The sequence below is a fragment of the Janthinobacterium sp. OK676 genome (assembly GCF_900103595.1).
Taxonomy (GTDB): Bacteria; Pseudomonadota; Gammaproteobacteria; order Burkholderiales; family Burkholderiaceae_D; genus Janthinobacterium.
The window spans coordinates 532,440-557,732 of the sequence record NZ_FNHA01000002.1 but is presented as its reverse complement, the minus strand read 5'-3'; the positions used below and the strand labels follow the sequence as shown (position 1 = coordinate 557,732).

Here is a 25,293-nt window from a genome sequence, read left to right as displayed (position 1 = left end):
AAAAAATCCGGCAGGGGAATCAGAGTCCTACGCTGTTGCCTGACTAATCGGAGATTAGCCGCGCAGCAGGCTCAGTACGCCGTTTGGCAGCGAATTTGCTTGCGCCAGCATGGCCGTACCAGCTTGTTGCAGGATCTGGCCGCGGGTCAGGTTGGCCGTTTCCGACGCAAAGTCCGTATCGACGATGCGGCTGCGCGATGCCGACAGATTTTCCGTCGTCGATTGCAGGTTGGCGATGGCCGACGAGAAGCGCGATTGCAATGCACCGTACTGGGCGCGTTGGCTGTTGACCGTCGACAGGGCTGCATCGGTGATCTTCAGAGCCAGTTGGGCGCCAGCGAACGACGTGACGTCAATCGATGCGACCGACTTCAGTTGCGAACCCTGGTTGGTGGTGGCTGCTGCTGCTGCACCCAGGCCCAGGCCGGAACCAGCGTCGCTGACCGAGAAGCTGCTGTCGGAATCGAACGTCACGGTACCGTTGGCTGTAGCGGATGCACCCTTGGCATCGGCGCCTGCAACGATGCCGCCGGCCGTTGTGTAGGTGTTCACTTTCAGTTGCTGGGTGTTGGCGGCATTGCTGTCGATGATCTGAATATCGGAGCCGCTGGAATTGCTCAGCTTGATGCCGCCATTCGTTGCGTCGAACTGGGCCGTAACGCCGGTTTTAGCCGTTTGCGCATTGATCGCATTGATGCCGGCGGCAAAGTCGGTTGCCGTCGTCGCGCCACCTGTGACAGCGAACGATACCGTTACTGGGTTGGTGCCGTTGCTGTTGTCAGATGCAATGTTGAACGAATACGAACCATTGACCAGGCCCAGATTGGCTTCCGTTTTCGCTGTTGCCGTCACGCCGGTGCTGGCTGTTTTTTGATTGATGCCTGCGGCGACCGATTTTGCCGTATCGGTTGCGGTAGTGGTGTAGGTTGCCGAACCTACTTTGCCGCTGATGACGACATCTTTTGCGGCGACGACGTTGGTTGCCGGTGCTGCGATGGTGCCAACTTTCGATGCAACCGCATCGTTTTCTACGCGGTTGTTACCGTAAGTACTGGTCAGAAAGTTTGCGCCATTGGCCGAAATCAGTTGGTTGGCGTCAGCGCCGACCTGGAAGTTGGCCGTACCCATGGTGCCGTCCAGCAGAGCCTGGCCGTTGAACGAGGTCGTGGTGGCGATGCGGTTCAGTTCCGAACCCAGCTGACCTACTTCGGTTTGCAGCGCCTGGCGGTCGCTGGCCGAGTTGGTGGAGTTCGACGATTGCACTGCCAGTTCGCGGATACGCTGCAGGATGTCGCCCGAGCTTGCCAACGCGCCTTCAGCCGTTTGGGCCAGCGAGACGCCGTCGTTTGCATTGCGGGTAGCTTGGGTCATGCCGCGGATTTGCGACGTCATGCGGTCGGAAATTGCCAGACCAGCAGCATCGTCCTTGGCGCTGTTGATGCGCAGGCCGGAAGACAGGCGTTGCAGCGAGGTGCTCAGGGACGATTGCGAAGTCGACAGGTTACGTTGCGAATTCAGGGACGAGATGTTGGTATTAATTACTGCAGCCATGTTAATTCTCCAGACAGGTACTACATTGCGCTATGTGCTAGTCACTTTGGCCTGCCCCGCTGTTCCGGGACAATCAAGCCGCTGTTGTTTAGGGTAACGGTTGCTCTGCGGGAAAATTTATGGCGAAAAGTGCTTTAAATTTTAATTTTTAGCCCTTCAGTTTGTCGCTGGCCGCGCGCTAGACGGCATGATTTAAAGAAACTTGAGGGTAAAAATAGTTTTATTTTTATATCGTGCGCATGCTCGCGGCGTGCTGGGGAGAGAGGTGTGTTGTTGTTCTTGCCATTAAAAATGCCGTCCGGCCTGGTGGCGGGACGGCATGGCATGATGCAGGCAGGGCTCACTCCGCCACCACCACCCGGTTCTTGCCCGTCTGCTTGGCCTGGTACATGGCGCGGTCGGCGCGCTTGACCAGTTCGGCCTGGTCTTCGTTGGGCAGGCGCAGGGCTACGCCGGCGGAGAAGGTGATCAAGACTTTTTCATTGTCGTGCAAGAAGAAATGCCGGGTTAGCTCGCGCTGCAGGCGCGTCATAGTCGACGAGGCCGCCTCGACCGTCGTTTCCGGCAGCAGGATGAGGAATTCCTCGCCGCCGAAGCGGGCGATGACGTCCATCGAGCGCAGGGTTTCCTTGACGATCTTGACCAGGTGTTTCAGCGCCGCATCGCCGGCCAGGTGGCCGTAGGTGTCGTTCAGGCGCTTGAAATCGTCCAGGTCCAGCATGGCGATGCACAGCGGCGTGCCGCGGCGGTCGGAGCGGGCCGTCTCGCGCTCGAACACGTCGTCCAGGCCACGGCGGTTCAGGCTGCCCGTCAGCTGGTCTTCCCGCACCAGTTCGCTCATATGCTGGAGCTTCGCTTCCAGGGTGTGGATGCGCTGCTCGGCATCCTGCACTTCCTGGCGCGCCAGCACCATCTTGTCGCGTGCGCGCAAGGCTTCGTTCTGCACCATGCGCGTTTCGCGCAGGACTTCGTCGAGAACGCTGTTCAGTTCGGTGATATTTTCCGCCTGGCTGATCTTTTCCGAATAGCCGCCGATTTTTTCATGGAAGTCGCCCGTGCTGGCCGCCACTTGTCCCAGGCGGTCGATGAAGGTCATCATCATGTTCTTGACCGTCAGCTTGACGTCGGACAGGCTGTGTTTGAGCTGGCTTTGCTTGTAGATGACTTCCTTCAGGCTGCGCGTGGCGTCTTCCAGCGCGCGTTGGTCGAGCGGGCCGGCGATCAGGTTTTGCACGGCATCGACCTGGCCGCGCAGCCAGCTGTCGTCGTCGAGCAACTGGCTGACGTTATCGAGCAACAACTTGAACAGGCGCAGCAGCAGTTCCTGCTGCTCGGCCGTGTCGCCGCTTTTCAGTTCGATCTGGTAGCACAGCTGCTTCAGGCGCAGGGCCGCTTCGTTCAGCGCTTCTTCCGTATGGGCCTGCTTGATGGCCGCGCCCAGCGATTCGGCCTCTTCCACCAGCGCGGGCGTGCCCGTCAGCAAGGTGGCGACGGCAAAGCCCAGGGTGCGGCTGAGCAATTCACGCAGGGTGCGCGTCTGTTCGCCGTCCGGCAAGGGCGGCAATTCGATGCCGCCGCCTTTCTTGACCTGTTTTTCCGCCAGCTGCGCCAGGGTGCGCGCATAGCTGTCCCAGTCGCGCGCTTTCAGGGCGCGCTGGAAGCGCCGGCCGAAGTCGCCCAGTTCGCCCGCCGATTCGCTCATCTTGGCGGCAAATTGCGTCAGGACGTTTTCCGCGCCGCTCTCCGTTGGTGCGCTGGCGGCCAGCACGGCGCCCGGCGCGGCCGGCGTGTCCGCAGGTTCGCTGATGCCGGCGATTTCATTGTAGATATCGCGGTAGGCGCTCGGTGTCGGGGCGATGCGGCGCGTGGCCAGGCGGCGAAACGCTTCGCGGGCGATATCGGCCGGGTTCATCGCGGCGGCGGCATTCGTGGCGCCAGCGGGAGCGCTTGCTGGTGAAGATGGCAATTTACTGGACATGTAGGCACAGCCTTTTCAGATATTTCTCATTATCCTCATGATATGCGAGTTGGCAAAGAACTTATTGTGCGAGAAGCAAGGAGAAGTCCTGTCAATTCGCCCGATGCCAGCGTGCATGCCGCTTTGCGTCAATCCACCAGCTGGTTGCGGATGGCGTAATGCGTCAGTTCGGCGCTATTCTTGAGTTTCATCTTGACCAGCAGGCGGGCGCGGTATTCGCTGACGGTTTTCACGGACAATTTCAGCTCTTCGGCGATGGCGCCCACGGCCTTGCCCGAGGCGATCATCACCAGCGTCTGGTATTCGCGGTCCGACAAGGTGTCGTGCAGGGCCGTTTCGTGGTCTTCGCCCACCGTGTTGGCCAATTCCTGGGCCAGCGAGGCGCTGATGTATTTCAAGCCCTGCGCTACCTGGCGAATGGCCGTGACCAGCTCGCGCGGCGCGCTCTGTTTCGTCAGGTAGCCGGCCGCGCCCGCCTTGAGCGAACGGATGGCGTACTGGTCCTCGCGGTGCATGGACAGCATCAGCACGGCCAGTTCCGGCTTTTCCTTCTTGATCTGCTTGAGTACCTCGATGCCGCTGCGGTCGGGCAGGGAGATGTCGAGCAGCAACACCTGGCATTTCGAGCCGCGGAACAGTTTGATGGCGTCGTGGCCATTTTCAGCTTCGCCGGCCACGATGATGTCCTTCGTGTCGGCGAGGATTTGTTTCAAGCCTTCGCGCACGATCGCATGATCGTCGGCGATGAATACCCGGATGGTGGCTTTTTCTTTCATGACTGCGTTGTTTCCTATCTGAATCTCTGCGCCCTGCGGCGGCCCTGTGGCCTCATGGCGATCCGCTTTGCGCTGGTGCGCTGGCTGCAGCCGCTATTATCGCCTCTCGCGGCGTGGTCAGCCGGATTTTTATGCTCAGGACGGTGCCGCCGCCCGGCCCATCCATCAGGCTCAGGGTGCCGCCCAGCGCGCTGGCCCGTTCGGCCATGCCGCGGATGCCGAACGATTGCGGCTTGGCGCGGTCGGACAGGCGCATGCCGACGCCATTGTCGGCGATCGACAGGCTGATATGCTGGCGCTGCCGGGCCAGGCGCACGGTGACCTTGCTTGCCTGCGCATGCTTGGCGATATTCGTCAGCGCTTCCTGGGCGATGCGAAACAGGCTGGTCGCCTGGTCCAGCTCGAGCTCGATGTGCTGGCGGTTGGAAATGAACTGGCATTCGATGCCGGCCTGGCGCGCGAATTCCTTGACTTGCCAGTCCAGCGCGGCGACCAGGCCCAGGTCCAGCATGGAGGGGCGCAAGTCCAGCGAAATGCGGTGCACGGCGTCGATGCTGCGGTCGACCAGGGCGTCGACATAGTCGGCCTTTTCCTGCAATTGCGGGTCGTCGGGCGGCAGGCGGCGCGCCAGCATGGCCAGCGCCATCTTGATGGCCGTCAAGTTGCCGCCCAGGTCATCGTGCAGTTCGCGCGCCAGGCGCGTGCGTTCGTGTTCCTTGACCTTGTCGATGTGCGCCGTCAGCTCGGCCAGGCGGGCGCGCGACTGGCGTACTTCGATCTGTTCGAGCCGGCTTTCCGTGATGTTCGTCATGATGCCTTCCCACTGCACCGTGCCGTCGGCCAGCGCGCGCGGCGTGGAGCGCAGGTTGATCCATTTGACGTCCTTCCAGGCATCGATCCAGATGCGGCCTTCCCAGTTCCAGCTCCACAAGGCGTTTTTCGAGGCCTGCATCGATTCCAGATACGAGGCGCGGTCGTCGGCGAGGATCAACTGGTAGAACAGTTCCGGGCGCGCGTGCAGCAGTGCCGGGCTCAGGCCCAGCAGGGCCTGGCAGCCGTCGCTCAGGTAGGGGAAGGAGGCCCGTCCATCCGCATGCAGGCAGAACTGGTACACGAGGCCCGGCGTGTTCGACACGATGGCGTTGAAGCGCGACTGCACCTGCGCCAGGGCGGCCGCCGTCGCCTGCGGCGTGCGCAAGTCTTCGCCCTCGGCCAGCAGCAGGGAACGCCCCTGGCGGTGGGCGCGCGACAGGTGCAGGCTCAGCGAATACAGGCTGCCGTCGCGGCGGCGTTGCTGCACGTGCAGCCGGGCTTGCGCGCCGATGCTGTCGTCCAGGGTGGCCAGCACGGCGGCCAGCTGCTGCGCGTCGAGTTGCGGCGCCAGGGTGAACGGCGTCATCGCCAGCAATTCCTTGCGCGCGTACTGCAAGTTGTCGCAGGCGGCATCGTTGGCGTCCAGCAATTGCAAGCTGGCCGCGTCGTACAGGTAGATTTCCGGCGCCGCCGCGCGCATGGCGGGCGCCAGCCGGGGAGTGTCGTGCATGGAGTGGCCTTTCTTCATCAGCGGCGGGCGCGCCAGAAGGCGACGAAGCGGCGCAGCACCCGTGCCGGACGCGAACTGTGGCGCCCGGCGGCGGCGCGCGTACGCAGGCGTTGCCACCAGGCGCGGCGGGCGCGGCCCAGCGCTGCCGACAGGCGGCTGACTCTGCGCCATGGGCGCGTGGCGCGCAGGCGGGCGATCCAGCGGTCCTTGGTTTCCATGAACAGGCCGTGCCAGCGCGCAAACCACGGCAAACTGAGCAGGGTAGGGCGCGTCAGCGTATACAGGCGCGCGACGGCGGCAGCGCCACCGAGCTTGGCGATGACGATCACGCCGATGCCGGAAAATGCATGGCCGCGCGCGATCGCCAGCAGGGCCAGCAGCTTGACGGGAAACAGCAGCACGGCCGGCAGCACGAAGATGGCCAGCGCCCAGTAGGGCGGCAGGCGCTTGATCCACGCTTCGAGCGCATGCAGGGGCGGAAACTGCGCGATCACCTGCATGATGCGCGCCCCGGTCGCCCACAGCCACTCCTCGATCAGCAGAAAGATGGCGGCCAGGTAGACCAGCGGCGCGAACAGCCAGCGCCTGACTCTGTAGAATTTTTTCATCCGTCTCCGTGTGCGGCGCAGGTTTGCCGCGATTGCCACGATGATACGTCAAAAAAGCCTGTCCGCCCCCGTATCCCGTGTGCCCGCCGCTCCCCGGCGGGGCTACAATAGGCAGATGAATAAAGCCTTTGTAAAAGAATCCGACAACGACGACGATGAAGAAGCGGCCGCGCTGGCGCTGGCCATTCCCGCCGGCGCCAAGAACTACATCACGCCGGCCGGTTACCAGCGCATCAAGGATGAGCTGCTGCAGCTGATCGACGTCGACCGTCCGGAAGTGGTGCGCATCGTCCATTGGGCGGCGTCGAATGGCGACCGTTCGGAAAATGGCGACTATATCTACGGCAAGCGCCGCCTGCGCGAAATCGACCGCCGCATCCGCTTCCTCACCAAGCGCATGGACCTGGCCGCCATCGTCGACCCCAGCGTGCACCATGGCAACGACCAGGTATTTTTCGGCGCCACGGTAACCTATCGCACCAGCGACGGCGAAACGCACACCATCACCATCGTCGGCATCGACGAGTTCGACCCCCTGAACGGCAAGATCAGCTGGGTCTCGCCCATGGCCCGCACCATCACCAAGGCCCGCGAAGGCGACGTGATCACCCTCAACACGCCGCTGGGCGAGCAGGAACTGGAATTGCTGGAAGTGACGTATCCGGCGCCGGGGGAGGGGTAGTTTGCGGTGACGCAGGGGTCGTCTTGATAAGCCTGTCACGCTGGGACTTTTCTTGATGGGAGTCTCATCATGGCCAGAGTCCAGCGTTTGTTTGTGCCTGGTATGCCCTTGCATGTGGTGCAGCGAGGAGCGGACAGGCAAATCTGCTTCTTTGATCCCGCCGATTTCCTTTGGTATTTGCAACAACTGCAGCGGCACTCACATGCGCAAAGCTGCGCGCTGCATGCCTATGTCCTGATGACGAATCATGTGCATCTGTTGCTCTCGGCGGATAGCGTTCTTGCCGTGTCGCGCATGATGAAAGCCTTGGGGCAAGAATATGCGCATTACATCAACTGGCGCCGCCGTCGGACCGGGCCGCTGTGGGACGGGCGCTACAAATCCTGCGTGGTGCAAGACGAAACCTATTTACTGGTATGCCAGCGCTATATTGAGCTCAATCCCGTGCGTGCGGGCATGGTGCGCTATCCGGGGCATTACCGATGGTCCAGCTATCGTTGTAATGCGGAGAGGCGCGAGGATGCCCTGGTAAGGCCGCATCCACTCTATTTAAGCATGGGTAACAATCCGGATGAGCGGCGGCAAGCCTACGCTGCTTTATTTCATGCGGACGAAGAAACGGCTGTTCAGGCATTGCGTGCCGCCAGCCGTGGCAATACGGTCGTTGGAAGTGCCAAATTTGTGAGGGAACTGCAAACCCGCAAAGCGTGAGTGCTGGGGTCGGACCCTGAGGGTCCGACCCCAGTATTTGCCGTGGGGTTTAATTGCGTTCGCGCAAGACTCGGTTCACGCCCGCCACCGGAAACCAAGCGTTTTTACAGCGAGTTGCGGAAATAAGCCGGTAGCCCGCAGCGGAGATCCAGGGTCAGTCGCTTCGCGATCGGAATCCGCCCCATTGGGGCGGATTCCCCCTGAGGGTCTGACCCCAGCTTTTTGCCAACAATTCTTAGTTACGTTCGCGCAGGATGCGGTTCACGCCCGCTACCCGCCGCACATTGCGCAGCAGGGCGGCCAGGTGGACGCGGTCTTTTACCTGCACGGTGAAGCGCAGCTGGTCGAGGACGTTGTCCTTGTCTTCGTCCATGCCCACGTAGATGATGTTGGCGTCGGATTCGCCGATTTCGGCGGCGACTCTGGCCAGGATGCCCCGTTCGCTGTTGATCAGCACCTTGATGCGGCAGTCGAAGCGGCGGTTCAGTTCGGTTCCCCAGCGCACGGCGATCCAGCGGTCCGGTTCCTTGGCGCGCTGGCGCTTCGCTTGCGAACAGTCGCTCGTGTGCACGAGCAAGCCCTGGTCGCGGCGCAGCTGGCCGATGATCTGGTCGCCGGGAATCGGCAAACAGCATGGCGCCAGCTGCACGGAGACGCCTTCGCTGCCGCAGATGGTGACGGGGTCGAGCTCGCTGCCGCTGTTGTGTTCCACCGGCATGCTGGCCGCTTCGCCGCCGATCAAACCGAAGATGTGGCGCGCCACCAGGGTGGCCATGCGCTTGCCGATGCCGATGTCCGCATACAGCTCGTCCATGGAATTGGCGCTCGATTCGTTGAGCAGGCGTTCGACCAATGGCGCTGGCAGGTCGGCGTCGATGTTCAGCGTCTGCAGCGCCTGCGACAGCAGCTGCTGGCCCAGGGCGATCGATTCGGGCAGGTTGATCGTGCGCAGATGGTGGCGGATGGCCGAACGGGCCTTGCCGGTGCGCACGAACGACAGCCACGTCGGGCTGGGGCGCGACGAGGAATCGGTGATGATTTCCACGATGTCGCCGTTGTGCAGCTCGGTGCGCAGGGGCGAGGTTTCGTTGTTGATCTTGACGGCCACGGTCTGGTCGCCGATGCCGGTATGAATCGAATAGGCGAAGTCGATGGCCGTGGCGCCGCGCGGCAGGGCGATGATCTTCGACTTCGGCGTAAACACGTAGACGGAATCGGGGAACAGGTCGACCTTGACGTGTTCGAGGAATTCGGCCGAGTCGCCCGTCTGCTGCTGGATGTCGAGCAGCGATTGCAGCCACGCATGGGTGCGCTGCTGCAGGTCGGACGGGTTCGATTCGCCGCTCTTGTACAGCCAGTGCGCCGCCACACCGGACTCGGCCGTGCGGTGCATTTCCTGCGTGCGGATCTGGAATTCCACGGGCGTGCCGTAGGGGCCGATGACGGTCGTGTGCAGCGACTGGTAGCCGTTCAGCTTGCGGATCGCGATGTAATCCTTGAACTTGCCCGGCATGGGCTTGTACAGGCTGTGCAGGGTCCCCAGGGTCACGTAGCAGTCGGCAAAGCTGCTCACCACCACGCGGAAGCCGTACACGTCCAGCACTTGCGAGAACGACAAATGCTTGCTGCGCATCTTTTTATAGATGTCGTACAGGGTCTTTTCGCGGCCAGTGACGTCGGCCTCGAGCTCGGCCATGGACAAGGTGCTTTTCACCGCTTCCATGATCTTGTTGACCACTTCGCGCCGGTTGCCGCGCGCCGCCTTGACGGCTTTCGCCAGGGTGCGGTAGCGCATCGGGTACAGGTGCGAGAACGACAGGTCCTGCAGCTCGTGGTAGATATTGTTCAGGCCGAGGCGGTGCGCGATCGGCACGTACACTTCCATGGTCTCGCTGGCGATGCGGCGTTTTTTTGCCGCCGTCATGAAGTCCAGGGTGCGCATATTGTGCAGACGGTCGGCCAGCTTGATCAGGATCACGCGCACGTCGGACGCCATCGCCAGCAGCATCTTGCGGAAGTTTTCCGCCTGCGCTTCGATCTGGGTCTGGAATTCGATCTTTTCCAGTTTCGACAGGCCGTCGACCAGGTGCGCCACCGGTGCGCCGAAGCGCTCGATCAATTCATCCTTCTTGACGTCCTGGTCTTCCATCACGTCGTGCAGCAGGGCTGCCATGATGGCTTGCGCGTCGAGTTTCCAGTCGGCGCAGATTTCAGCGACGGCGATCGGATGCGAGATGTACGGCTCGCCCGAGCGGCGCATCTGGCCCAGGTGCATTTCGTCGGAGAAGCGGTAGGCTTCCTTGACTTTTTTCAGGTCGGCGGGAGACAGGTATTCGGCCAGCTTGTCGGCCAGGTGGCTGACGGAGGCCACGCCCAAGGCGGGTGCCGGCGGCACTGCGGAGGGATTGCCGCCGGACGTGCCGACGCCGGGCGCGGAAGCGCCCTGCGATTTTGCCGCCTGGCGCGGGGCCAGGGGCGGCAGTGCTGCGGAAGTCGTGTCGGCTGGGGTCAGACTCATAAAACGTCGCGTTGCTTCACAGTGTGAATAAAGGATACGGTAGAACCAGGGGTCAGCACTGTTCCGGCACGCGGGTTCCCACTACATCGGGACCTTTTTCAGCATTTCGATGCCGACTTTACCGGCAGCGATTTCACGCAGTGCGACTACGGTAGGCTTGTCCTTGGCTTCCACCTTAGGGGTGTGGCCTTGCAACAACTGGCGTGCGCGATAAGTCGCAGCCAGGGTCAGCTGGAAACGGTTAGGGATCTGCTTCAGGCAATCTTCGATTGTGATACGGGCCATAGTAACTCCTAAAATTTTTGCGTGGTGCTGTGTATGAACTGGCGTGCAGGCTGGATTACTCTGCGTGCAGGCCCAGCTGGGCGAATAGCGATGCGTTGCGGGCCGCTTGTTGCGCAAACCGGCAACGGGCCGCTCTCACGATCGCGCTCAGTTCGGACAAAGCGACCGTAAACTCTTCATTGATAATAACATACTCGAACTCGGGAGCGTGTGCGATTTCGCCGCCGGCCGCCAGCAGGCGGCGCGTGATCACGTGCGGCTCGTCCTGGCCGCGCTTGTTCAAGCGTTCTTCCAGCGCATCGATCGATGGCGGCAGGATGAAAATGCCGGCCGCGCGGGGAAATTGCTTGCGCACCTGGCGCGCGCCCTGCCAGTCGATTTCCAGCAGGATATCGGTGCCGGCCAGCATTTGCTGTTCCACCATGATGCGCGAAGTGCCGTAGTAATTGCCATGCACTTCCGCCCATTCCAGGAACTCGCCCTGGTCGGCGCGCGCGACAAAGTCTTCCGCCGTCGTGAAATAGTACTCGCGGCCATGCTGCTCGCCCGGACGGGGCGCGCGCGTGGTGGTCGAGATCGACAGTTTGATGCCGGGCTCTTGCGCCAGCAATGCATTGACCAGTGTCGATTTGCCGGCGCCCGATGGCGCGGCGACCACGAACAGGCTGCCGGAGAAGGCGGTAGGGTGGCTCATGCGGATCTTTCCATATGCGTGTGATGGCGGCGTTTGCGCTTGCATGGGCGCCGCCCAATTCGGTATTTTACCAAGAGGCAAGGCGGCGAGCCAGCCCCGCGATGCGCGATGCCGCCAGGCCTGCGCATATTTTGCTTGTGATCCTGAAGAAATAGTTATTTAATTTGGAATGGTTTTTTCTTGATAACTATTTGCCGACAGGATGCGTGCATGAAAAATTTCCCATTTCTCAGTGTTGCCCAGGCCATGCTGCTGCTGCGCGTGGCCATCGCCGTCATGTTCATGGCGCATGCCATCGTGCGCATCGCCAACGGCACCATTCCCCGCTTTGCCGGTTTCCTGGAAGACAAGGGATTCATTTACGGCCTGGCCGTCGTGTGGGCGATTACCGTCGTCGAAATCGTTTGCGGCAGTTTGCTCATCGCCGGCAAATACATGCGCTGGGCGGCGGCCGGGCTGATGGTGATCTGCGTCGGCGGCATCGTCATCGTGCATGCGGCCAAGGGCTGGTTCGTGGGCGAGCATGGCGCCGGCGGCGTGGAATACAGCATCGTGCTGTTTGTCGCCTGCGTCGTCATCGCCGCCAGCGACAGGGGGCGCGCCGGAGCGCGCCTGACGTAAGTTGCGTGCCCTGCCTCAGCGGGGCAGCCGGCCCAGGGCGATTTCGCCGCTATTGAGAACGATGGCCCGTCCATTCACATCGGTGCAGTCGCGGTTGCTGATGCGCACGATGGCGCTGTCGACCGAGACTTCCGCGCCCAAGTTGCTGCGCGAGCAGATGCGGTAGGAGGCGGCGTCGGCGCCCGTGTAGATGGCGGCGCCGCGTTCCTTGAGAGCGAAACACCCGGAGGTGCAGCCTTCAACCGCATACGGCGACGGCTGCTGCGCAGGTTGCGCTTGCGCGCCTGCCGCCAGCAGCGCCAGGGTGACGCTGGCGAGCGTCAGGATGCGTGGTGCGGTCATGGCTTACTCCAGGTTCTGCACCTGTTCGCGCATCTGCTCGATCAGCAGCTTCAAGTCCATCGACGCATCGGCCAGTTCCTTGACGGACGCCTTGGCGCCCAGGGTATTGGCTTCGCGATTGAGTTCCTGCATCATGAAGTCGAGGCGCTTGCCCACTTGCCCGCCCTTGGTGAGGATGTGGCGCGTTTCGCCCAGGTGAGCCGACAGGCGCGCCAGTTCTTCCGACACGTCGATGCGGATGCCGTACAAGATCACTTCCTGGCGGATGCGTTCCATGGCGTCCTGGCGCGACAGGGCCGAATTCGAGCCCTGGCTGGCCAGGCCCAGCGCATCCTGCATGCGCTCGATGGCTTTTTGCTGGAAGGCGGCGACGACTTGCGGGATCAGCGGCGTGATGCGCTTGACGATGGCTTCCATCGCCTCGATGCGCGACACCAGCACGGCTTCGAGCGCCGCCCCTTCGCGCTTGCGGCTCTCGACGAAGGCGGCCACGGTGCGGCGGGTCAGCGCGCCCACGTCCGCCTGCAAGGACTCTTGTCCCACTTGCGCTTCTTCGATGACGCCAGGCCAGCGCAGCAGTTCGGCCACCGTCATGACGGGGGCCGAGACAAAATGCTGGCCCACTTCGGCTTGCAGGCGCGCCAGCTCCGTCAGCAGGGGCAGGTTCAGCGCCTGCGTGCCGGCGGTCGCGGCCTTGCGGCCAAAGCTCAGGCGTACCTCGACTTTGCCGCGCGTGATGGCGGACATGACGGCGGCGCGCAAGTCGGGCTCCAGGGCCCGCAGATCGTCGTTGATCCGGAATTGCAGGTCGAGAAAGCGCGAGTTGACGCTCTTGATTTCAATTGTCAGTGTGCCTGCAGCACCTTCGCTGGTGGCAACCGCGTAGCCTGTCATGCTTGAAATGCTCAAAGGATTCCCCGATTTGATCTTGTATACAGTCACTTATACACTTAATCAGCCAGCGCAGGCAATACCGCCCGCGCCGCAAAACAGACCGAAGAGCACGATGGCCTGAAAATTGCTGAATAGTGTGCGTTTTACGGCATTGTAAAGAAAATTGTGTTTGGCGGGGCAGGATTGTATGGATCATGTGTGCACCGCCTGCCATTGCGCCTTGCGCTGTTGCATGGCCGCAAATAGACGGGCGCGCGGTGGTAGAATCGCTGCCGCAACCCCAATCACACAGGACATCCCATGACATTCGAATCCCGCCCGAGCGGCCGCGCCGTCGACGCGCTGCGCGCCATCCGCATCACCCGCCAGTACACCAAGCATGCCGAAGGTTCGGTGCTGATCGAGTGCGGCGATACCAAGGTCATCTGCACCGCCAGCATCGAAGACAAGGTGCCGGGTTTCCTGAAGGGCAAGGGCCAGGGCTGGATGACGGCCGAGTACGGCATGCTGCCGCGTTCGACGCACACGCGCATGGACCGCGAAGCGGCACGCGGCAAGCAGTCGGGCCGCACGCAGGAAATTCAGCGCCTGATCGGCCGCTCGCTGCGCGCCGCCTTCGATTTGCAGGCCTTCGGCGAACGCACCCTGCACCTCGATTGCGACGTGATCCAGGCCGATGGCGGCACGCGCACGGCCTCGATCACGGGCGCCATGGTGGCCGCGTATGACGCGTTTTCCCAGCTGCAGGCGCGCGGCGCGATCGCCGCCATTCCCGTGAAAAGCTTTGTCGCCGCCATCTCGGTGGGCGTCTACCAGGGCATGCCGGTGCTGGACCTGGACTACGTGGAAGACTCGGGCTGCGACACGGACATGAACGTGGTGATGACGGAAGCGGGCCACTTCATCGAAGTGCAGGGCACGGCCGAAGGCGCCGCTTTCGACCGCGCCGGCATGAACCGCTTGCTGGACCTGGCGCAGGGCGGCATCGCCGATCTGATCGCCCTGCAAAAGCAGGCCCTCGGCATGTAATCTTTACACAGATTTACATGTCATTGCCCGCCGCGCCGGGCAAAAAGCCCACACCTGCCGATTTTTCCGGCAGCGGCGGGGCAAGGTGAGGGGGACGCAAAAGGTTTACAATGTCGGCACTTCAACCGGACTACTGACATGACCCAACGCCTCATCCTCGCCTCGAACAACGCCGGCAAGCTCAAGGAATTCAACGAGCTGCTCTCGACCATCGGTTTTTCCGTTCACGCCCAGGGCGAGTATGACGTCCCGGAAAGCGACGAGCCGTTCCACACCTTCGTTGAAAACGCCCTGCAAAAGGCGCGCCACGCATCGCGCCTGACGGGATTGCCGGCGCTGGCCGACGATTCCGGCGTGTGCGTCAATGCGCTGGGCGGCGCGCCGGGCGTGTACTCGGCCCGTTATGCGGGCGAGCCGAAATCGGATGCGGCCAACAGCGCCAAGCTGATCGCCGACCTCGAGGCGCATGCCGACAAGTCTGCCTATTACTATTGCGTGCTGGTGTACGTGCGCCATGCGGACGACCCGCAGCCCGTGATCGCCGACGGCCGCTGGAATGGCGAGATGATCGCCACGCCGCGCGGCAACGGCGGCTTCGGCTACGATCCGCACTTCTTCATTCCCGCGCTGGGCAAGTGCGCGGCCGAACTGACGTCCGATGAAAAGAACGCGCTGTCGCACCGTGGCCAGGCCCTGCGCGCGCTGGTGGAAAAGCTGCGATGATCCCGATCAAACTGGTGGGCGCCGTTGCCAAGTCGGCAGCCAGGCCCGGCGCCGCTCCCGCGCCGCAGGAAGGCATTTCCGGCGCGGCCGGGGCGGCCCTGAAATATCTGCAGCCGGGCGCGCTGAACCTGACGGCCCTGCCGCCGCTGTCGCTGTACATCCATTTCCCGTGGTGCGTGAAAAAATGCCCGTATTGCGACTTCAATTCGCACGAGGTGCGCGGCGACTTGCCGGAAGCCGAATACCTGGCCGCCCTGCGGCTGGACCTGGAAATGGCGCTGCCGCTGATCTGGGGCCGCAAGATCCACACGATTTTCATCGGCGGCGGCACGCCCAGCCTGATGTCGGCGGCGGGCCTGGACCGCCTGATGTCGGACGTGCGCACCCTGCTGCCACTGGAGCCCGATTGCGAAATCACCATGGAAGCCAATCCGGGCACCTTCGAAGCGGAAAAATTCAAGTCTTACCGGGCCAGCGGCATCAACCGTTTGTCGATCGGCATCCAGAGCTTCAATGGCCGCCATTTGCAGGCGCTGGGCCGCATCCATGACGACAACGAGGCGCGCCGCGCGGTGGAGATCGCGCACGCCAACTTCGACAATTTCAATCTCGACCTGATGTATGCATTGCCCACGCAGACGTTGGACGAGGCGCGGCAGGACCTGGAAACGGCGCTGTCGTTCGCGCCGCCACACCTGTCGCTGTATCACCTGACGCTGGAGCCGAACACCCTGTTCGCCAAGTATCCGCCCGTGCTGCCGGACGACGACGAGAGCGCCGACATCGCCGACATGGTGGCCGCGCGCGCGGCGCAGGCGGGCTACGGCCGCTACGAAGTGTCGGCCTACGCGCAGCCGGGCCGCCAGGCAAAGCACAACCGCAATTACTGGGAATTCGGCGACTACCTGGGTATCGGCGCGGGCGCGCATTCGAAGATCTCGTTCCCGCACCGCGTGCTGCGCCAGGCCCGCTACAAGCAGCCGCGCGCCTACATGGACGCGGTACTGGCCGGTAAGCCGGTGCAGGAAGAGCGCGAACTGGCGCGCGAGGAAATGGGTTTTGAATTCATGCTCAATACCCTGCGCCTGACGCAGGGCTTTGGGCCGAACCTGTTCGCCGAGCGCACGGGCCTGGCCCTCAACGCCATCGAGCAGCCGCTCAATGCGGCCGAAGCGAAAGGCTTGCTGTACCGCGACCACCAGGTCATCCGCCCGACGGAACGGGGATTGTGCTTCCTGAACGATTTGCAGCAGATGTTCCTGGAAGATTAATGCGTGGTGACGGCGCGCAGGCGCTGCAGCTTGGCCGCATAGAGCGTGTGGTCGCCGCGCGTGGTGCTGTTGCTCATCGCCAGTTCCAGCTGCTTGCCGGCCTGCTCCAGCTGGCCCAGGCGCGCGTAGGCTTGCGCCAGCCAGAAGTGGAATTCGTGGTAGTACGGGTCGCGCGCGATTTCACGTGAAAACAGCTGTATCGCCTTGACGTAATCGTTTTGCTGCATGGCCGCCTTGCCCAGGTTGAAGTAGTGGAAGGGCGGCTGCGGCTGCAGCGCCAGCAGGCGCCGGCGCAGCGGCAGCGCTTCATCGGGCAGGCCGGACGCTTCCAGCGCCTGCGCCAGGTTCGACAGCAGCACCGTGTTGTCCGGCGCGCGTATCAGCGCATGGGCGAGCGTGCGCCGCGCCGCGGCCAGGTCGCCATGGCGGAACTGGATCACGCCCAGGGTGTTGTAGGCGCCGCTGAATGAGGGATCTTGCAGCAGTGCGGCCCGGGCCCACCAGTACGCCTGGTCCAGCTGGCCCTCGCTCATGGTTTCGGCGGCGCGGTTGTTCATGTACATGGCGAGTACGGTCGCTTCGCTGATTTCGCGCGTGCGGTAGCCCGCCACGTCGCCGGACGGCAGGAAGTCGATCACCAGCGTGCCCTTGGTATCGTAGTTATTCCGGTTTTCGCCCAGGCGCTGGCCCAGCACCAGGTTGACGTGGCCGGCGACAAAATACATGTCGCCGCTGCGGCTCCAGCTTTCTTCGCCCAACACCTCCTGGTAGCGCACCTGCAAGCCCAGTTCATGCGCCAGCGCCGCCGTCATGATCACCAGCGACAGGCAGTTGCCCTGGCGCGCGGCGAACGTTTCGCGCGCATTGCGGGTCAGGGCCGCATCGTACTCGAGTTTCAGCCTGGATTTGTCGTACAAGGCTTCGTACAGCGCGATGCGCGGATTGCCGTTGCGCGCCGCGTGCCGCACTTGCGTCTGCACATACTGGCGCATGGTCTCGTCGATGGCAAAGACCTGGCTGGCGTCGATGGCGGCGGCCGGTGCGAAATCGCTGTCGTTGAAGATCGGGGGCAAGGTGGGGGGAGCCGTGGCGGCGCAGGCGGCCAGCGTGGCGCAGAGCAGGACGGCAAGCAGGCGCATGAAGCCGCGGGCGGAAACAAGATGGGGGCGCATGGTCTCTCCCTGGAGGCGCCGGCTGTCTCATGTCGCGGTGGCGCGCCAGTCCCACCTGAAACCAGTATCGGCGCGCTTGGCGCCGCTGTCAAATGGTTTCAAGCGCCTTGCCATCGCCTGAAACCGTGCTTGAAAACCGGGCCTAAAATTCTTCCCAGTCCTGGTCGCCGGTGATGTGCGATGGCGTTTTGTGCACTGCGGCAACCCTGGGCGCTGCCGGCTTGCCGGCCGTGGCCTGGGGCTGGCGTGGCGCGGGTTTTGGCGTGGCGGCGATGGCGGCCCTGGCCGGCCGCGCGGTGCGCACCGGCGCCGCCGCGGCTACGTGGTCGAGCTGGAAGCCGGCCGCCACTTGCGCCAGGCGCGCCGCCTGGTCCTGCATGCTTTCGGCGGCCGCCGCCGCTTCTTCCACCAGGGCCGCATTCTGCTGCGTCACCTGGTCCATCTGCGCGATGGCCTGGTTGACCTGGTCGATGCCCATGCTTTGCTCGGCGCTGGCGGCCGTGATCTCGGCCATGATGTCGGTGACCCTGCGCACGCTGTCGACCACTTCGCCCATGGTGCTGCCGGCCTGCTGCACCAGCCGGGTGCCGTTGTTGACCTGTTCCACCGAGTCGCCGATCAGGGTCTTGATTTCGCGCGCCGCCGCAGCCGAACGCTGCGCCAGGCTGCGCACTTCCGTGGCGACGACGGCAAAGCCGCGTCCCTGCTCGCCCGCGCGCGCCGCTTCGACGGCCGCGTTCAAGGCCAGGATATTCGTCTGGAAGGCGATGCCGTCGATGACGCCGATGATGTCGACGATTTTCGTCGATGCCGTATCGATGGCGCCCATGGTGTCGACCACCTGGCTGACGATGCTGCCGCCCCGTTCGGCCACGCCGGACGCGGCCACCGCCATCTGGTTGGCCTGGCGCGCATTGTCCGCATTCTGCTTGACGGTGCTGGTCAGTTCTTCCATCGACGACGCCGTCTCTTCCAGCGAACTGGCCTGCTGCTCCGTGCGCGCCGACAAATCCTGGTTGCCGGCGGCGATCTCTCTCGACGCCGTGGCGATTGCATTGGTGCCCGTCTGCACTTCCGACACCACCTTGCGCAGCGCCTCGTTCATGCCGTGCAGCGCGCGCATCAGGTCGCCGATTTCATCGCTGGCGGCTTTGCCGAAATGCGTGCGCAAGTCGCCGTCGGCCACCGTTTCGGCCACCTTCACGGCGGCCTTCAACGGTTGCGTGATCGAGCGCGTGATCAGCCAGGCGCAGACGCTGCCCAGCGCCACCACCAGTGCGCACAAGGTCAGCAGCAGGGTGAAGCTGCGCCCGTTGGCCGCCTCGATCGCATGCGCCGTCGCGTCGATGGCCTGGCGCTGCTGCGACAGCAGGGCCTTGACGTTGTTCTGGTACCTGGTGGCGGCGGGGGCGAAGCTGTCGCGGTAGGTGCTTTCCGCCTGCGCCGCGTTGCCGGCCTTGCGTGCATTCATCACCAGGGTCTTGGCATCCTGGTACTTGACGCGTTCGGCGATGGACGCCTTGAAAATGGCTTTTTCTTCGTCGCTGTCGAGCAGCGCCTCGATTTTCTTCAGCAGTTCGCTGCCCTGTTTCGTGCTGTCGGCGATGGTGTCGGCAAACACGTTCGACAGGGTTTCATCCGTGCTCCTGGCGATCATCGAGGTGCGCGCGATGGCCGAATAGATCAGCACGTACCAGTCCGATACGAGGCGCTCCTTGGCCAGTGGTTTTTCCATCATTTGCCGCGTCGCCTCGGCATTCACGCTGGCGCTGTACAGCGCGTACGAGGTGGAAATGACGGACAGCAACAGCACCAGCGCGAAGCCTGCAGCCAGGCGCGTGCCGATACGAAGGTGGGAGAGGGCGTGCATGGTAGGAGCTCCTGTCGCAGAGGGGATTTAATTGCCTGTGCAACATAGTATGCACTGAGAAGCGACCAAGAAGCGAGGGAAAAGCGCGCTTGTTTCGGCTCCTGTTGCAGCCACGCCCGTGCTACAGATTTCCCGCCTGGCGCAGGTCCGGCTGCTCCACCCAACGGGCGAAGGCGGCCGCCATGCGCTCGCTTTCCGCGATGGCGCGGCGCCAGTCGCGCATGCGCGCCGCGTGGTCCTGGCCGTAATGGGGGAAGTCGCGCCGGTCCGGCAATTTGCCATTGGGCAGGCTGGCCACGAAGGCGGGTGAGGGCGAGACGAGGATCATGTTGTCGAGTGCGCTATCGCCGCTGCGCGCGCGGCGCCAGGGCATGGCCTTGTCCAGCCAGCCCGGCACGATATGGTCGGCAAAATGCGGATACAGCACGAGGTCCGGTTCGCGCTGGTAGGGCAGGTGCAGATGATAGTCGACCAGGCCGCCGTCCCAGTAGCGCCCGGGCGGCGCGCCGGCGATGTCCGTGACCGCGTCGAGCACCAGCGGGATGGAGCCGGAGGCCAGCAGCGCGTCGCGCAGGTTGTCTTGCGCCAGCGGCACGAAGTGCGAATGAAAGGCGTCGAAGCGCGAGCGCAGCCAGCTGGCGCCGTCCGGTCCGGCATGGAACACGGCGCGTTCCAGCGAGGCGGCCAGGCGCGCGCGCGCCACGGCGTTGCCGGCGGCCGCCAGCAGGAAGCCGCGCCGGTCGCGCCATTTGCCCGGCTGCGCCAGCGCGCCGACGCCGCGCACGGCCAGTACCGACAGGCTATGTTGCGCATGCCGCAGCAGCTGCGCATCCTGGCCGTCGAGCACGGCGTCGAGCAGGGCGCGGCAGGTGCGGCTGACGTGCGCCGCCTCGGGCTTGTCGGGATAGCGCTGGCCCACGTATTCGCGCACCAGGCGGCGCTGCGCGGCCACCGGGTCGGGAAACACGGCGGCGGCCATGCGCCAGGCGCCGATCGAGGCGCCGACGAAGTGGCGCTGGCGCGGTGCCTGCGGCAGGAAATCGCCGAACAGCCAGCAATCGAGCTGGTGCAGGATCAAGCCTTTCGGTCCGCCAGCGGCGGCAGGAACGATGGCGATATCGCTGGCGCGCACCCCGTTTTCGGCGATGCGGGCCCGGGCGCGGCGGCCCAGGCGGATGGTGATCGGTGATTGCATGAGTAGTCGTTGGCGGCCTGTAGTCAGATATTTTACCGCCAGCGCGGCGCCACGACACAGTCGCGCTAGCTATAGTCCCATTGTTAGCATTAATAAATTTCTTTAAGGCAACCATTCTCTTGAGAAATGTTGCATAATATTGGACGTTGAATTTTTGGCATGTGCCAAGGATTCCTTATGTCTTGCTTTTTTTTATTGGAATCGTATGCAACTGAATCACGCTGTTGTTCTGACCCTGATCGCCGCTTCGCTTGCCGCTTGCGGTGGTGGCGGCTCGTCCTCTCCATCCGACGCGGCGGTCGCCGTGAATACGACCAAGCCTGCTGATCCGGTGGCGCCCGTCGTTCCTGTCGTGCCCACAGCCACTGGCGAAAACACGGGCGCCGTCAGCGCGCGCTTTGTCAAAGGCGACAGTGCCCGTTTTGTCTTTGCCTCGATCGGCTTGCAGAGCAGTGGCAAGGCCGGTTCACTGGTGCAGGACGCTGCTGGCGCCCTGAGCGACATCAATGGCATCGTCTTCACCGGCAATCCGGCCGTCACGCGCGAAATTAGCGGCGATGCCAGCTTCGCGCAGGGACGCTGGTTCAAGGGGACGTTTACCAACACCTTTGGCGCCACCAGCTTGCCTGGCAATAACGCCAGCGCCCATTACGTTGCTTACAATGCCCTCGCCGCGCTGCCTGCCAGCGGCACGCCAAGCTGCGACGCGGGTACGTTCACGGCGCCGGCCTACACGGGTGGCGCCAGCGTCTCCTCGGATGCTAACTTCGGCAAGGCCAGCGGTACCGCCAGCGTGTCGTTCGATGCCTCCGGCGCCAAGGTGGCGCTGTCCATTGATGCCAGTGCCGGTGGCAGCACGGGCAAGGTCAGCGCGTCAACGAGCATGGCTTCGGCCGCGTCGAGCAGCATTATCGGCGGCTACCTGTCGAGCGGCACGGGCGCGCAGCTGATGCTGGGCGACGGCGGCGCCGGCCGCTATCTGCTGATCGCCGCTTACAAGACGCAGCTGGCGAATGGCGCCAATTACCAGGGCGTGGCCACGTTCCGTTGCTCCTGATCGCGCGGGCATGAAAAAAGCGGCGCCGTGCATGCACGGACGCCGCTTTTTTTTCGCGTGCCGGAATTAACGCAGTGCGGCGATCATCTGTTTCAGCTTGCCGGAATCGACGCAGAAGGCGCGGATGCCTTCGGCCAGTTTTTCCGTCGCCATCGCGTCTTCATTCATCATGAAGCGGAAGGCTTCTTCGTTCAGCGACATTTGCACGACGTTGGTCGATGGCGCCGCTTCGGCGCTCAGCTTGCGTTCCACGGGCGCATCGCTGTCGGCCAGCTTTTGCAGCAGGTCGGGGCTGATGGTGAGCAAGTCGCAGCCGGCCAGTTCGAGGATTTGCGACGTGTTGCGGAAGCTCGCGCCCATCACCTCGGTCTTGTAGCCGAACTTGCGGTAGTAGTTGTAGATGCGGCGGACCGATTGCACGCCCGGGTCTTCCGCGCCCATGTAGTCGATGCCCGTCGATTTCTTGTACCAGTCGTAGATGCGGCCGACGAACGGTGAAATGAGCTGGGCGCCCGCTTCGGCGCAGGCGATGGCCTGCGCCAGCGAGAACAGCAGGGTCATGTTGCAGCGGATGCCTTCCTTTTCCAGGATGGCGGCGGCGCGGATGCCTTCCCAGGTGGAGGCGATCTTGATCAGCACGCGCTCGCGCGGGATGCCCGCGTTCGAATACAGTGCGATCAGGTCGCGGCCCTTGGCGACCGTGCCTTCCGTGTCGAACGACAGGCGCGCATCGACTTCGGTGGAGACGCGGCCGGGGATGGTTTGCAGGATTTCCACGCCAAACGCGATCAGCAGGCGGTCGATGATTTCGGCGGTCGAGGCGTTCGGATGGTCGCGCACGGCCTTTTCCAGCAGCGGCTTGTATTCATCCTTCTGCACGGCCTTCAGGATCAGCGACGGATTCGTCGTCGCATCGCGCGGCGTGTAGGCCTGGATCGATTGGAAGTCGCCGGTGTCGGCCACCACGGTAGTAAATTGCTTCAGTTGTTCGAGTTGGTTCATGGCGAAAGATGATAGTTAAAGTGGTCGGAGTCGGGGTCAGACCCGCCGGGTCTGACCCCAGCCGTCTGCTGCTACTCCGGAACTATACCCCTCAGCCAATAAAAGAATCAAACTGCATGTCGAATTCCTGCAGCGCCTTCTGCGCATTCTGCATCTTCTTGCGGAACTCCGGTCCCCGTTGCAGGGCCAGGCCCACGGCCAGCACGTCGATCACGACCAGGTAGGCCAGGCGCGCGGAAATCGGGGTGTAGGGGTCGGTGTTGAAGACCAGGTCGATCGGGATCAGCACGGTCGCCAGGTCGGCCAGCGGGGTGCCCGATGGGGCCAGCACGACGACGTCGGCGCCGCCGCGGCGCGCCAGTTTCACGGAGCGTACCAGGGCGGGGCTGTTGCCGCGCTGCGAGATGGCCACCAGGCAGTCGCCGCCGCGCAGCAGGGCAGCGGCGATGCTGTGGATGTTCGGATCGCTGTAGGCGACCGTCGGCACGCCCGAGCGGAAGAACTTGTGCTGTGCGTCGGCCGCCACGATGCCCGACGTGCCCTGGCCATAGAATTCGATCTTGCTGGCGCGCGACAGGATGTCGAGCGCGCGCTGGATCGCTTCCGGGTTCAGGTTGTTGCGCAGGTCGAGCAGGGTGTTGATCGAGCGGCTGCAGATTTTATTCACCAGGTCGGCCGCCAGGTCATCCTGCGCCGGCTGCTCGTTCGCGCCCGGCATGGCCAGGGCCAGGCCCTGCGCCAGCTTCAGCTTGAATTCATGCCAGCCGTCATAGCCCAGGGTGCGGCAAAAGCGCACCACGGTCGGTTCCGACACCTGCGCGCTTTTCGCCAGCGCCGTGATGTTCTGGCTGACCGTCTGGTTAGGCTGGTCAAGCACGGCCAGCGCGACCTTCTTCTCCGACTTGGAGAGCGAATCGAGCTGGGTGCGGATGGAATCAAGCAGCATCAGGGTAGTCTTCTGGTAGGTGTTCAGGAGTGTGGGGATGACAGGTAAAGGGCCTGCCCATCTGCGGGCAGGCCCTTGTCTTGCCTGTTAATCCTCGGGTAATGCTTCTTCACGCCACTGCAAGCCATCGCGGCCGATCAGGGCGCTGGCGGCCGCCGGGCCCCAGGTGCCGGCCGTGTACGGAATCGGCGCGCTGTCGTTCTGTTCCCAGCTGTCGAGAATCGGTTCGACCCATTCCCAGGCCGCTTCCAGTTCGTCGCCGCGCATGAACAGGGTCAGCTGGCCGCGCAGCACGTCGAGCAGCAAACGCTCGTAGGCGTCCATGCGCGGGGTCTTGAACGATTCGCGGAAATCGAGTTCCAGTTCCGCCGGTTTCAAGCGCATGCCGTCGCCCGGGGTCTTCGCCATCAGATTCATGCGCAGGCCTTCGTCCGGCTGCAGACGGATCACCAGGCAGTTCGGCTGGAAGCTCGACGTCGGCTGGTTGAAGATCGAGTGCGGAATCTGCTTGAAGCGCACGACGATCTCGGCCAGGCTGTCGGCCATGCGCTTGCCCGTGCGCAGGTAGAACGGCACGCCGGCCCAGCGCCAGGTGTCGATTTCGGCCTTCAGGGCAACGAAGGTCTCGGTGCGCGAATGTTCCGGCGCATCGGGCTCGTCGCGGTAGCTCGGCACGGTGGCGCCGTCCACGTGGCCGGCACGGTACTGGCCGCGCACGATGTTTTGCGCCAGGGTGGTGGGCGTGAATTTTTTCAGCGAGCGCAGCACTTGCAGCTTTTCATCGCGCACGGCGTCCGGCGCGATCGAAGTCGGCGGCTCCATGGCGACGATGCACAGCAGTTGCAGCAAGTGGTTTTGCAGCATGTCGCGCAGCGCGCCCGAGGTGTCGTAGTAACCCATGCGGTTGCCTACGCCCAGTTTCTCGGCGATGGTGATCTGCACGTCGGAAATCCATTCGCGGCGCCACAGCGGTTCGAACAGGATGTTGCCGAAGCGCAGGGCCAGCAAGTTCTGCACGGTTTCCTTGCCCAGGTAATGGTCGATACGGTAGATCTGCGATTCCTGGAAGACCTTGCCCACTTCGGCATTGATCTGCTTGGCGCTGGCCAGGTCGCGGCCCAGCGGTTTTTCCAGCACCACGCGCGAGTTCGGCGTCACCAGGCCGTTGTCTTCCAGGTTGTCGCAGATCAGGGCGAACAGATGGGGCGGCGTCGCCAGGTAGTACACGCGCGTCAGGTCGGCATCGCCGCGCAGCGCTTCGACCAGTGGGGCATACGTGGCCGCATCGCTGGCGTTGAGCGACACGTACACGATGCGCGCGCAGAATTTGCTCCAGGTGGCGGCATTCAGGGTGCTGGCCTTGATATGCGGGCGCGAGTTGGTTTCCACCATTTTCAGGAAAGCATCCTGGCCGCTGTCCTGGCGGCCCACACAGATGATGCGCGCCGTCGGCGGCAAATCGTTCGCGACGTCGCGCGCATACATTGCAGGCAACAACTTGCGCATTGCTAAATCGCCGCTGCCGCCAAACAGGACCAGGTCAAAATCGGTAAGTGCCATAAGTGAGTGTCGTCGCAAAAGTAAAAGGGCCGGAGCGGGGAGGAAACCGACCGGAAGTGCCAGTCTGTCGCTACTATAATCGGTGGTGTAAATTTACTACGTAGAACAGGCAATTGCAAGAAATTTTACTACATTCCAGCCGCTGCCGTCGCCATTTTGCCCGCTATGCCTGCCAGCGATGCCGGCATGGCCATTATATGCCGTTCACCGGCACTGGCGCAGCGTCGTGCTTGTCACATGGCTTTTCAAAGCAACCATGGTTGCC

The 25,293-nt window shown here is 63.2% G+C and carries 23 protein-coding genes; 7 read left to right on the top strand and 16 right to left on the bottom strand.

Annotation, left to right across the window (positions count from 1 at the left end):
* Window positions 1–54: 54 nt before the first annotated feature.
* The 5 genes from BLU39_RS06065 to BLU39_RS06045 all read right to left on the bottom strand — a co-directional run bounded on the left by BLU39_RS06065 (window position 55) and on the right by BLU39_RS06045 (window position 6,456).
* Window positions 55–1,551, bottom strand: a complete 1,497-nt coding sequence (locus tag BLU39_RS06065; RefSeq protein WP_092710986.1) for a flagellin N-terminal helical domain-containing protein — start codon at window positions 1,549–1,551, stop codon at window positions 55–57.
* A gap of 340 nt (window positions 1,552–1,891) precedes the next feature.
* Entirely contained in the window at window positions 1,892–3,463 is a 1,572-nt protein-coding gene (locus BLU39_RS06060) for a diguanylate cyclase (protein WP_092710983.1), read from the bottom strand.
* Between the two features lie 194 nt (window positions 3,464–3,657).
* A complete protein-coding gene (locus tag BLU39_RS06055; protein WP_034753998.1) occupies window positions 3,658–4,305 on the bottom strand; it encodes a response regulator in 648 nt (215 codons plus the stop codon).
* 52 nt (window positions 4,306–4,357) lie between these two features.
* Window positions 4,358–5,848, bottom strand: a complete 1,491-nt coding sequence (locus BLU39_RS06050; RefSeq protein WP_232731177.1) for a sensor histidine kinase — start codon at window positions 5,846–5,848, stop codon at window positions 4,358–4,360.
* Window positions 5,849–5,865: 17 nt separating this feature from the next.
* The gene (locus tag BLU39_RS06045) at window positions 5,866–6,456 is read right to left on the bottom strand and encodes a hypothetical protein (RefSeq protein WP_092710979.1); all 591 of its coding nucleotides are present in this window, start codon (window positions 6,454–6,456) and stop codon (window positions 5,866–5,868) included.
* 115 nt (window positions 6,457–6,571) lie between these two features.
* On the opposite strand from BLU39_RS06045, the gene greB reads away from it, so the two are divergent.
* On the top strand, window positions 6,572–7,138 hold the full coding sequence (gene greB, locus BLU39_RS06040) for a transcription elongation factor GreB (RefSeq protein WP_092710976.1): 567 nt from the start codon (window positions 6,572–6,574) through the stop codon (window positions 7,136–7,138).
* Between the two features lie 69 nt (window positions 7,139–7,207).
* Entirely contained in the window at window positions 7,208–7,849 is a 642-nt protein-coding gene (locus BLU39_RS06035; RefSeq protein WP_092710973.1) for a transposase, read from the top strand.
* Between the two features lie 235 nt (window positions 7,850–8,084).
* On the opposite strand, the gene BLU39_RS06030 is transcribed toward BLU39_RS06035, so the two are convergent.
* The 3 genes from BLU39_RS06030 to gmk form a co-directional block, all read right to left on the bottom strand.
* On the bottom strand, window positions 8,085–10,367 hold the full coding sequence (locus BLU39_RS06030) for a RelA/SpoT family protein (protein ID WP_092710970.1): 2,283 nt from the start codon (window positions 10,365–10,367) through the stop codon (window positions 8,085–8,087).
* 81 nt (window positions 10,368–10,448) lie between these two features.
* Window positions 10,449–10,652 (bottom strand): DNA-directed RNA polymerase subunit omega, encoded by a 204-nt coding sequence (rpoZ, locus tag BLU39_RS06025; RefSeq protein WP_010400723.1) that lies wholly within the window; start codon window positions 10,650–10,652, stop codon window positions 10,449–10,451.
* Between the two features lie 55 nt (window positions 10,653–10,707).
* Window positions 10,708–11,346 carry a guanylate kinase gene (gene gmk / locus BLU39_RS06020; protein ID WP_077407781.1) on the bottom strand — a complete coding sequence of 213 codons (639 nt, stop codon included), beginning with the start codon at window positions 11,344–11,346 and terminating at the stop codon, window positions 10,708–10,710.
* A gap of 210 nt (window positions 11,347–11,556) precedes the next feature.
* On the opposite strand from gmk, the gene BLU39_RS06015 reads away from it, so the two are divergent.
* Window positions 11,557–11,967: a DoxX family protein gene (locus BLU39_RS06015; protein ID WP_092710967.1), complete on the top strand. Its 411-nt coding sequence runs from the start codon at window positions 11,557–11,559 to the stop codon at window positions 11,965–11,967.
* 15 nt (window positions 11,968–11,982) lie between these two features.
* On the opposite strand, the gene BLU39_RS06010 is transcribed toward BLU39_RS06015, so the two are convergent.
* Both BLU39_RS06010 and BLU39_RS06005 read right to left on the bottom strand, forming a co-directional pair.
* Complete coding sequence (locus BLU39_RS06010) at window positions 11,983–12,309, bottom strand: hypothetical protein (RefSeq protein WP_092710964.1); 327 nt, start codon at window positions 12,307–12,309, stop codon at window positions 11,983–11,985.
* A 3-nt stretch (window positions 12,310–12,312) separates the two neighbouring features.
* The gene (locus tag BLU39_RS06005; RefSeq protein WP_092710961.1) at window positions 12,313–13,203 is read right to left on the bottom strand and encodes a YicC/YloC family endoribonuclease; all 891 of its coding nucleotides are present in this window, start codon (window positions 13,201–13,203) and stop codon (window positions 12,313–12,315) included.
* Window positions 13,204–13,503: 300 nt separating this feature from the next.
* Here BLU39_RS06005 and rph point away from each other — a divergent pair, with 300 nt between their 5' ends.
* The 3 genes from rph to hemW all read left to right on the top strand — a co-directional run bounded on the left by rph (window position 13,504) and on the right by hemW (window position 16,226).
* Window positions 13,504–14,232, top strand: a complete 729-nt coding sequence (rph, locus tag BLU39_RS06000; protein WP_092710958.1) for a ribonuclease PH — start codon at window positions 13,504–13,506, stop codon at window positions 14,230–14,232.
* Between the two features lie 138 nt (window positions 14,233–14,370).
* Window positions 14,371–14,955: an RdgB/HAM1 family non-canonical purine NTP pyrophosphatase gene (gene rdgB, locus BLU39_RS05995; RefSeq protein WP_092710955.1), complete on the top strand. Its 585-nt coding sequence runs from the start codon at window positions 14,371–14,373 to the stop codon at window positions 14,953–14,955.
* Entirely contained in the window at window positions 14,952–16,226 is a 1,275-nt protein-coding gene (gene hemW, locus BLU39_RS05990) for a radical SAM family heme chaperone HemW (protein WP_092710952.1), read from the top strand. Before rdgB ends, hemW begins: the two co-directional genes overlap by 4 nt.
* Here hemW and BLU39_RS05985 read toward each other — a convergent pair.
* The 3 genes from BLU39_RS05985 to BLU39_RS05975 all read right to left on the bottom strand — a co-directional run bounded on the left by BLU39_RS05985 (window position 16,223) and on the right by BLU39_RS05975 (window position 20,463).
* On the bottom strand, window positions 16,223–17,398 hold the full coding sequence (locus BLU39_RS05985) for a tetratricopeptide repeat protein (RefSeq protein ID WP_254788896.1): 1,176 nt from the start codon (window positions 17,396–17,398) through the stop codon (window positions 16,223–16,225). The genes hemW and BLU39_RS05985 overlap by 4 nt on opposite strands.
* Before the next feature lie 142 nt (window positions 17,399–17,540).
* Window positions 17,541–19,268: a methyl-accepting chemotaxis protein gene (locus tag BLU39_RS05980; protein WP_092710949.1), complete on the bottom strand. Its 1,728-nt coding sequence runs from the start codon at window positions 19,266–19,268 to the stop codon at window positions 17,541–17,543.
* Between the two features lie 121 nt (window positions 19,269–19,389).
* Window positions 19,390–20,463 carry a patatin-like phospholipase family protein gene (locus tag BLU39_RS05975; protein WP_092710947.1) on the bottom strand — a complete coding sequence of 358 codons (1,074 nt, stop codon included), beginning with the start codon at window positions 20,461–20,463 and terminating at the stop codon, window positions 19,390–19,392.
* A gap of 205 nt (window positions 20,464–20,668) precedes the next feature.
* On the opposite strand from BLU39_RS05975, the gene BLU39_RS05970 reads away from it, so the two are divergent.
* Window positions 20,669–21,520, top strand: a complete 852-nt coding sequence (locus BLU39_RS05970; RefSeq protein WP_092710944.1) for a hypothetical protein — start codon at window positions 20,669–20,671, stop codon at window positions 21,518–21,520.
* 66 nt (window positions 21,521–21,586) lie between these two features.
* On the opposite strand, the gene tal is transcribed toward BLU39_RS05970, so the two are convergent.
* The 3 genes from tal to zwf all read right to left on the bottom strand — a co-directional run bounded on the left by tal (window position 21,587) and on the right by zwf (window position 25,028).
* Window positions 21,587–22,522, bottom strand: a complete 936-nt coding sequence (gene tal / locus BLU39_RS05965) for a transaldolase (RefSeq protein WP_092710941.1) — start codon at window positions 22,520–22,522, stop codon at window positions 21,587–21,589.
* A 91-nt stretch (window positions 22,523–22,613) separates the two neighbouring features.
* Complete coding sequence (locus BLU39_RS05960; RefSeq protein ID WP_034750862.1) at window positions 22,614–23,468, bottom strand: SIS domain-containing protein; 855 nt, start codon at window positions 23,466–23,468, stop codon at window positions 22,614–22,616.
* An 87-nt stretch (window positions 23,469–23,555) separates the two neighbouring features.
* A complete protein-coding gene (zwf, locus tag BLU39_RS05955) occupies window positions 23,556–25,028 on the bottom strand; it encodes a glucose-6-phosphate dehydrogenase (protein ID WP_046685898.1) in 1,473 nt (490 codons plus the stop codon).
* Window positions 25,029–25,293 lie beyond the last annotated feature (265 nt).

Coding starts and splice junctions, on each gene's coding strand:
- BLU39_RS06050 (WP_232731177.1), bottom strand. CDS start 5,848: ATGCACGACACTCCCCGGCTGGCGCCCGCCATGCGCGCGGCGGCGCCG.
- tal (WP_092710941.1), bottom strand. CDS start 22,522: ATGAACCAACTCGAACAACTGAAGCAATTTACTACCGTGGTGGCCGAC.
- greB (WP_092710976.1), top strand. CDS start 6,572: ATGAATAAAGCCTTTGTAAAAGAATCCGACAACGACGACGATGAAGAA.
- BLU39_RS06030 (WP_092710970.1), bottom strand. CDS start 10,367: ATGAGTCTGACCCCAGCCGACACGACTTCCGCAGCACTGCCGCCCCTG.
- BLU39_RS06035 (WP_092710973.1), top strand. CDS start 7,208: ATGGCCAGAGTCCAGCGTTTGTTTGTGCCTGGTATGCCCTTGCATGTG.
- BLU39_RS06045 (WP_092710979.1), bottom strand. CDS start 6,456: ATGAAAAAATTCTACAGAGTCAGGCGCTGGCTGTTCGCGCCGCTGGTC.
- BLU39_RS05970 (WP_092710944.1), top strand. CDS start 20,669: ATGCAACTGAATCACGCTGTTGTTCTGACCCTGATCGCCGCTTCGCTT.
- BLU39_RS06055 (WP_034753998.1), bottom strand. CDS start 4,305: ATGAAAGAAAAAGCCACCATCCGGGTATTCATCGCCGACGATCATGCG.
- BLU39_RS05985 (WP_254788896.1), bottom strand. CDS start 17,398: ATGCGCCCCCATCTTGTTTCCGCCCGCGGCTTCATGCGCCTGCTTGCC.
- BLU39_RS05980 (WP_092710949.1), bottom strand. CDS start 19,268: ATGCACGCCCTCTCCCACCTTCGTATCGGCACGCGCCTGGCTGCAGGC.
- gmk (WP_077407781.1), bottom strand. CDS start 11,346: ATGAGCCACCCTACCGCCTTCTCCGGCAGCCTGTTCGTGGTCGCCGCG.
- BLU39_RS06060 (WP_092710983.1), bottom strand. CDS start 3,463: ATGAACCCGGCCGATATCGCCCGCGAAGCGTTTCGCCGCCTGGCCACG.
- BLU39_RS05975 (WP_092710947.1), bottom strand. CDS start 20,463: ATGCAATCACCGATCACCATCCGCCTGGGCCGCCGCGCCCGGGCCCGC.
- BLU39_RS06010 (WP_092710964.1), bottom strand. CDS start 12,309: ATGACCGCACCACGCATCCTGACGCTCGCCAGCGTCACCCTGGCGCTG.
- BLU39_RS06065 (WP_092710986.1), bottom strand. CDS start 1,551: ATGGCTGCAGTAATTAATACCAACATCTCGTCCCTGAATTCGCAACGT.
- rpoZ (WP_010400723.1), bottom strand. CDS start 10,652: ATGGCCCGTATCACAATCGAAGATTGCCTGAAGCAGATCCCTAACCGT.
- BLU39_RS06015 (WP_092710967.1), top strand. CDS start 11,557: ATGAAAAATTTCCCATTTCTCAGTGTTGCCCAGGCCATGCTGCTGCTG.
- rph (WP_092710958.1), top strand. CDS start 13,504: ATGACATTCGAATCCCGCCCGAGCGGCCGCGCCGTCGACGCGCTGCGC.
- BLU39_RS06005 (WP_092710961.1), bottom strand. CDS start 13,203: ATGACAGGCTACGCGGTTGCCACCAGCGAAGGTGCTGCAGGCACACTG.
- hemW (WP_092710952.1), top strand. CDS start 14,952: ATGATCCCGATCAAACTGGTGGGCGCCGTTGCCAAGTCGGCAGCCAGG.
- BLU39_RS05960 (WP_034750862.1), bottom strand. CDS start 23,468: ATGCTGCTTGATTCCATCCGCACCCAGCTCGATTCGCTCTCCAAGTCG.
- rdgB (WP_092710955.1), top strand. CDS start 14,371: ATGACCCAACGCCTCATCCTCGCCTCGAACAACGCCGGCAAGCTCAAG.
- zwf (WP_046685898.1), bottom strand. CDS start 25,028: ATGGCACTTACCGATTTTGACCTGGTCCTGTTTGGCGGCAGCGGCGAT.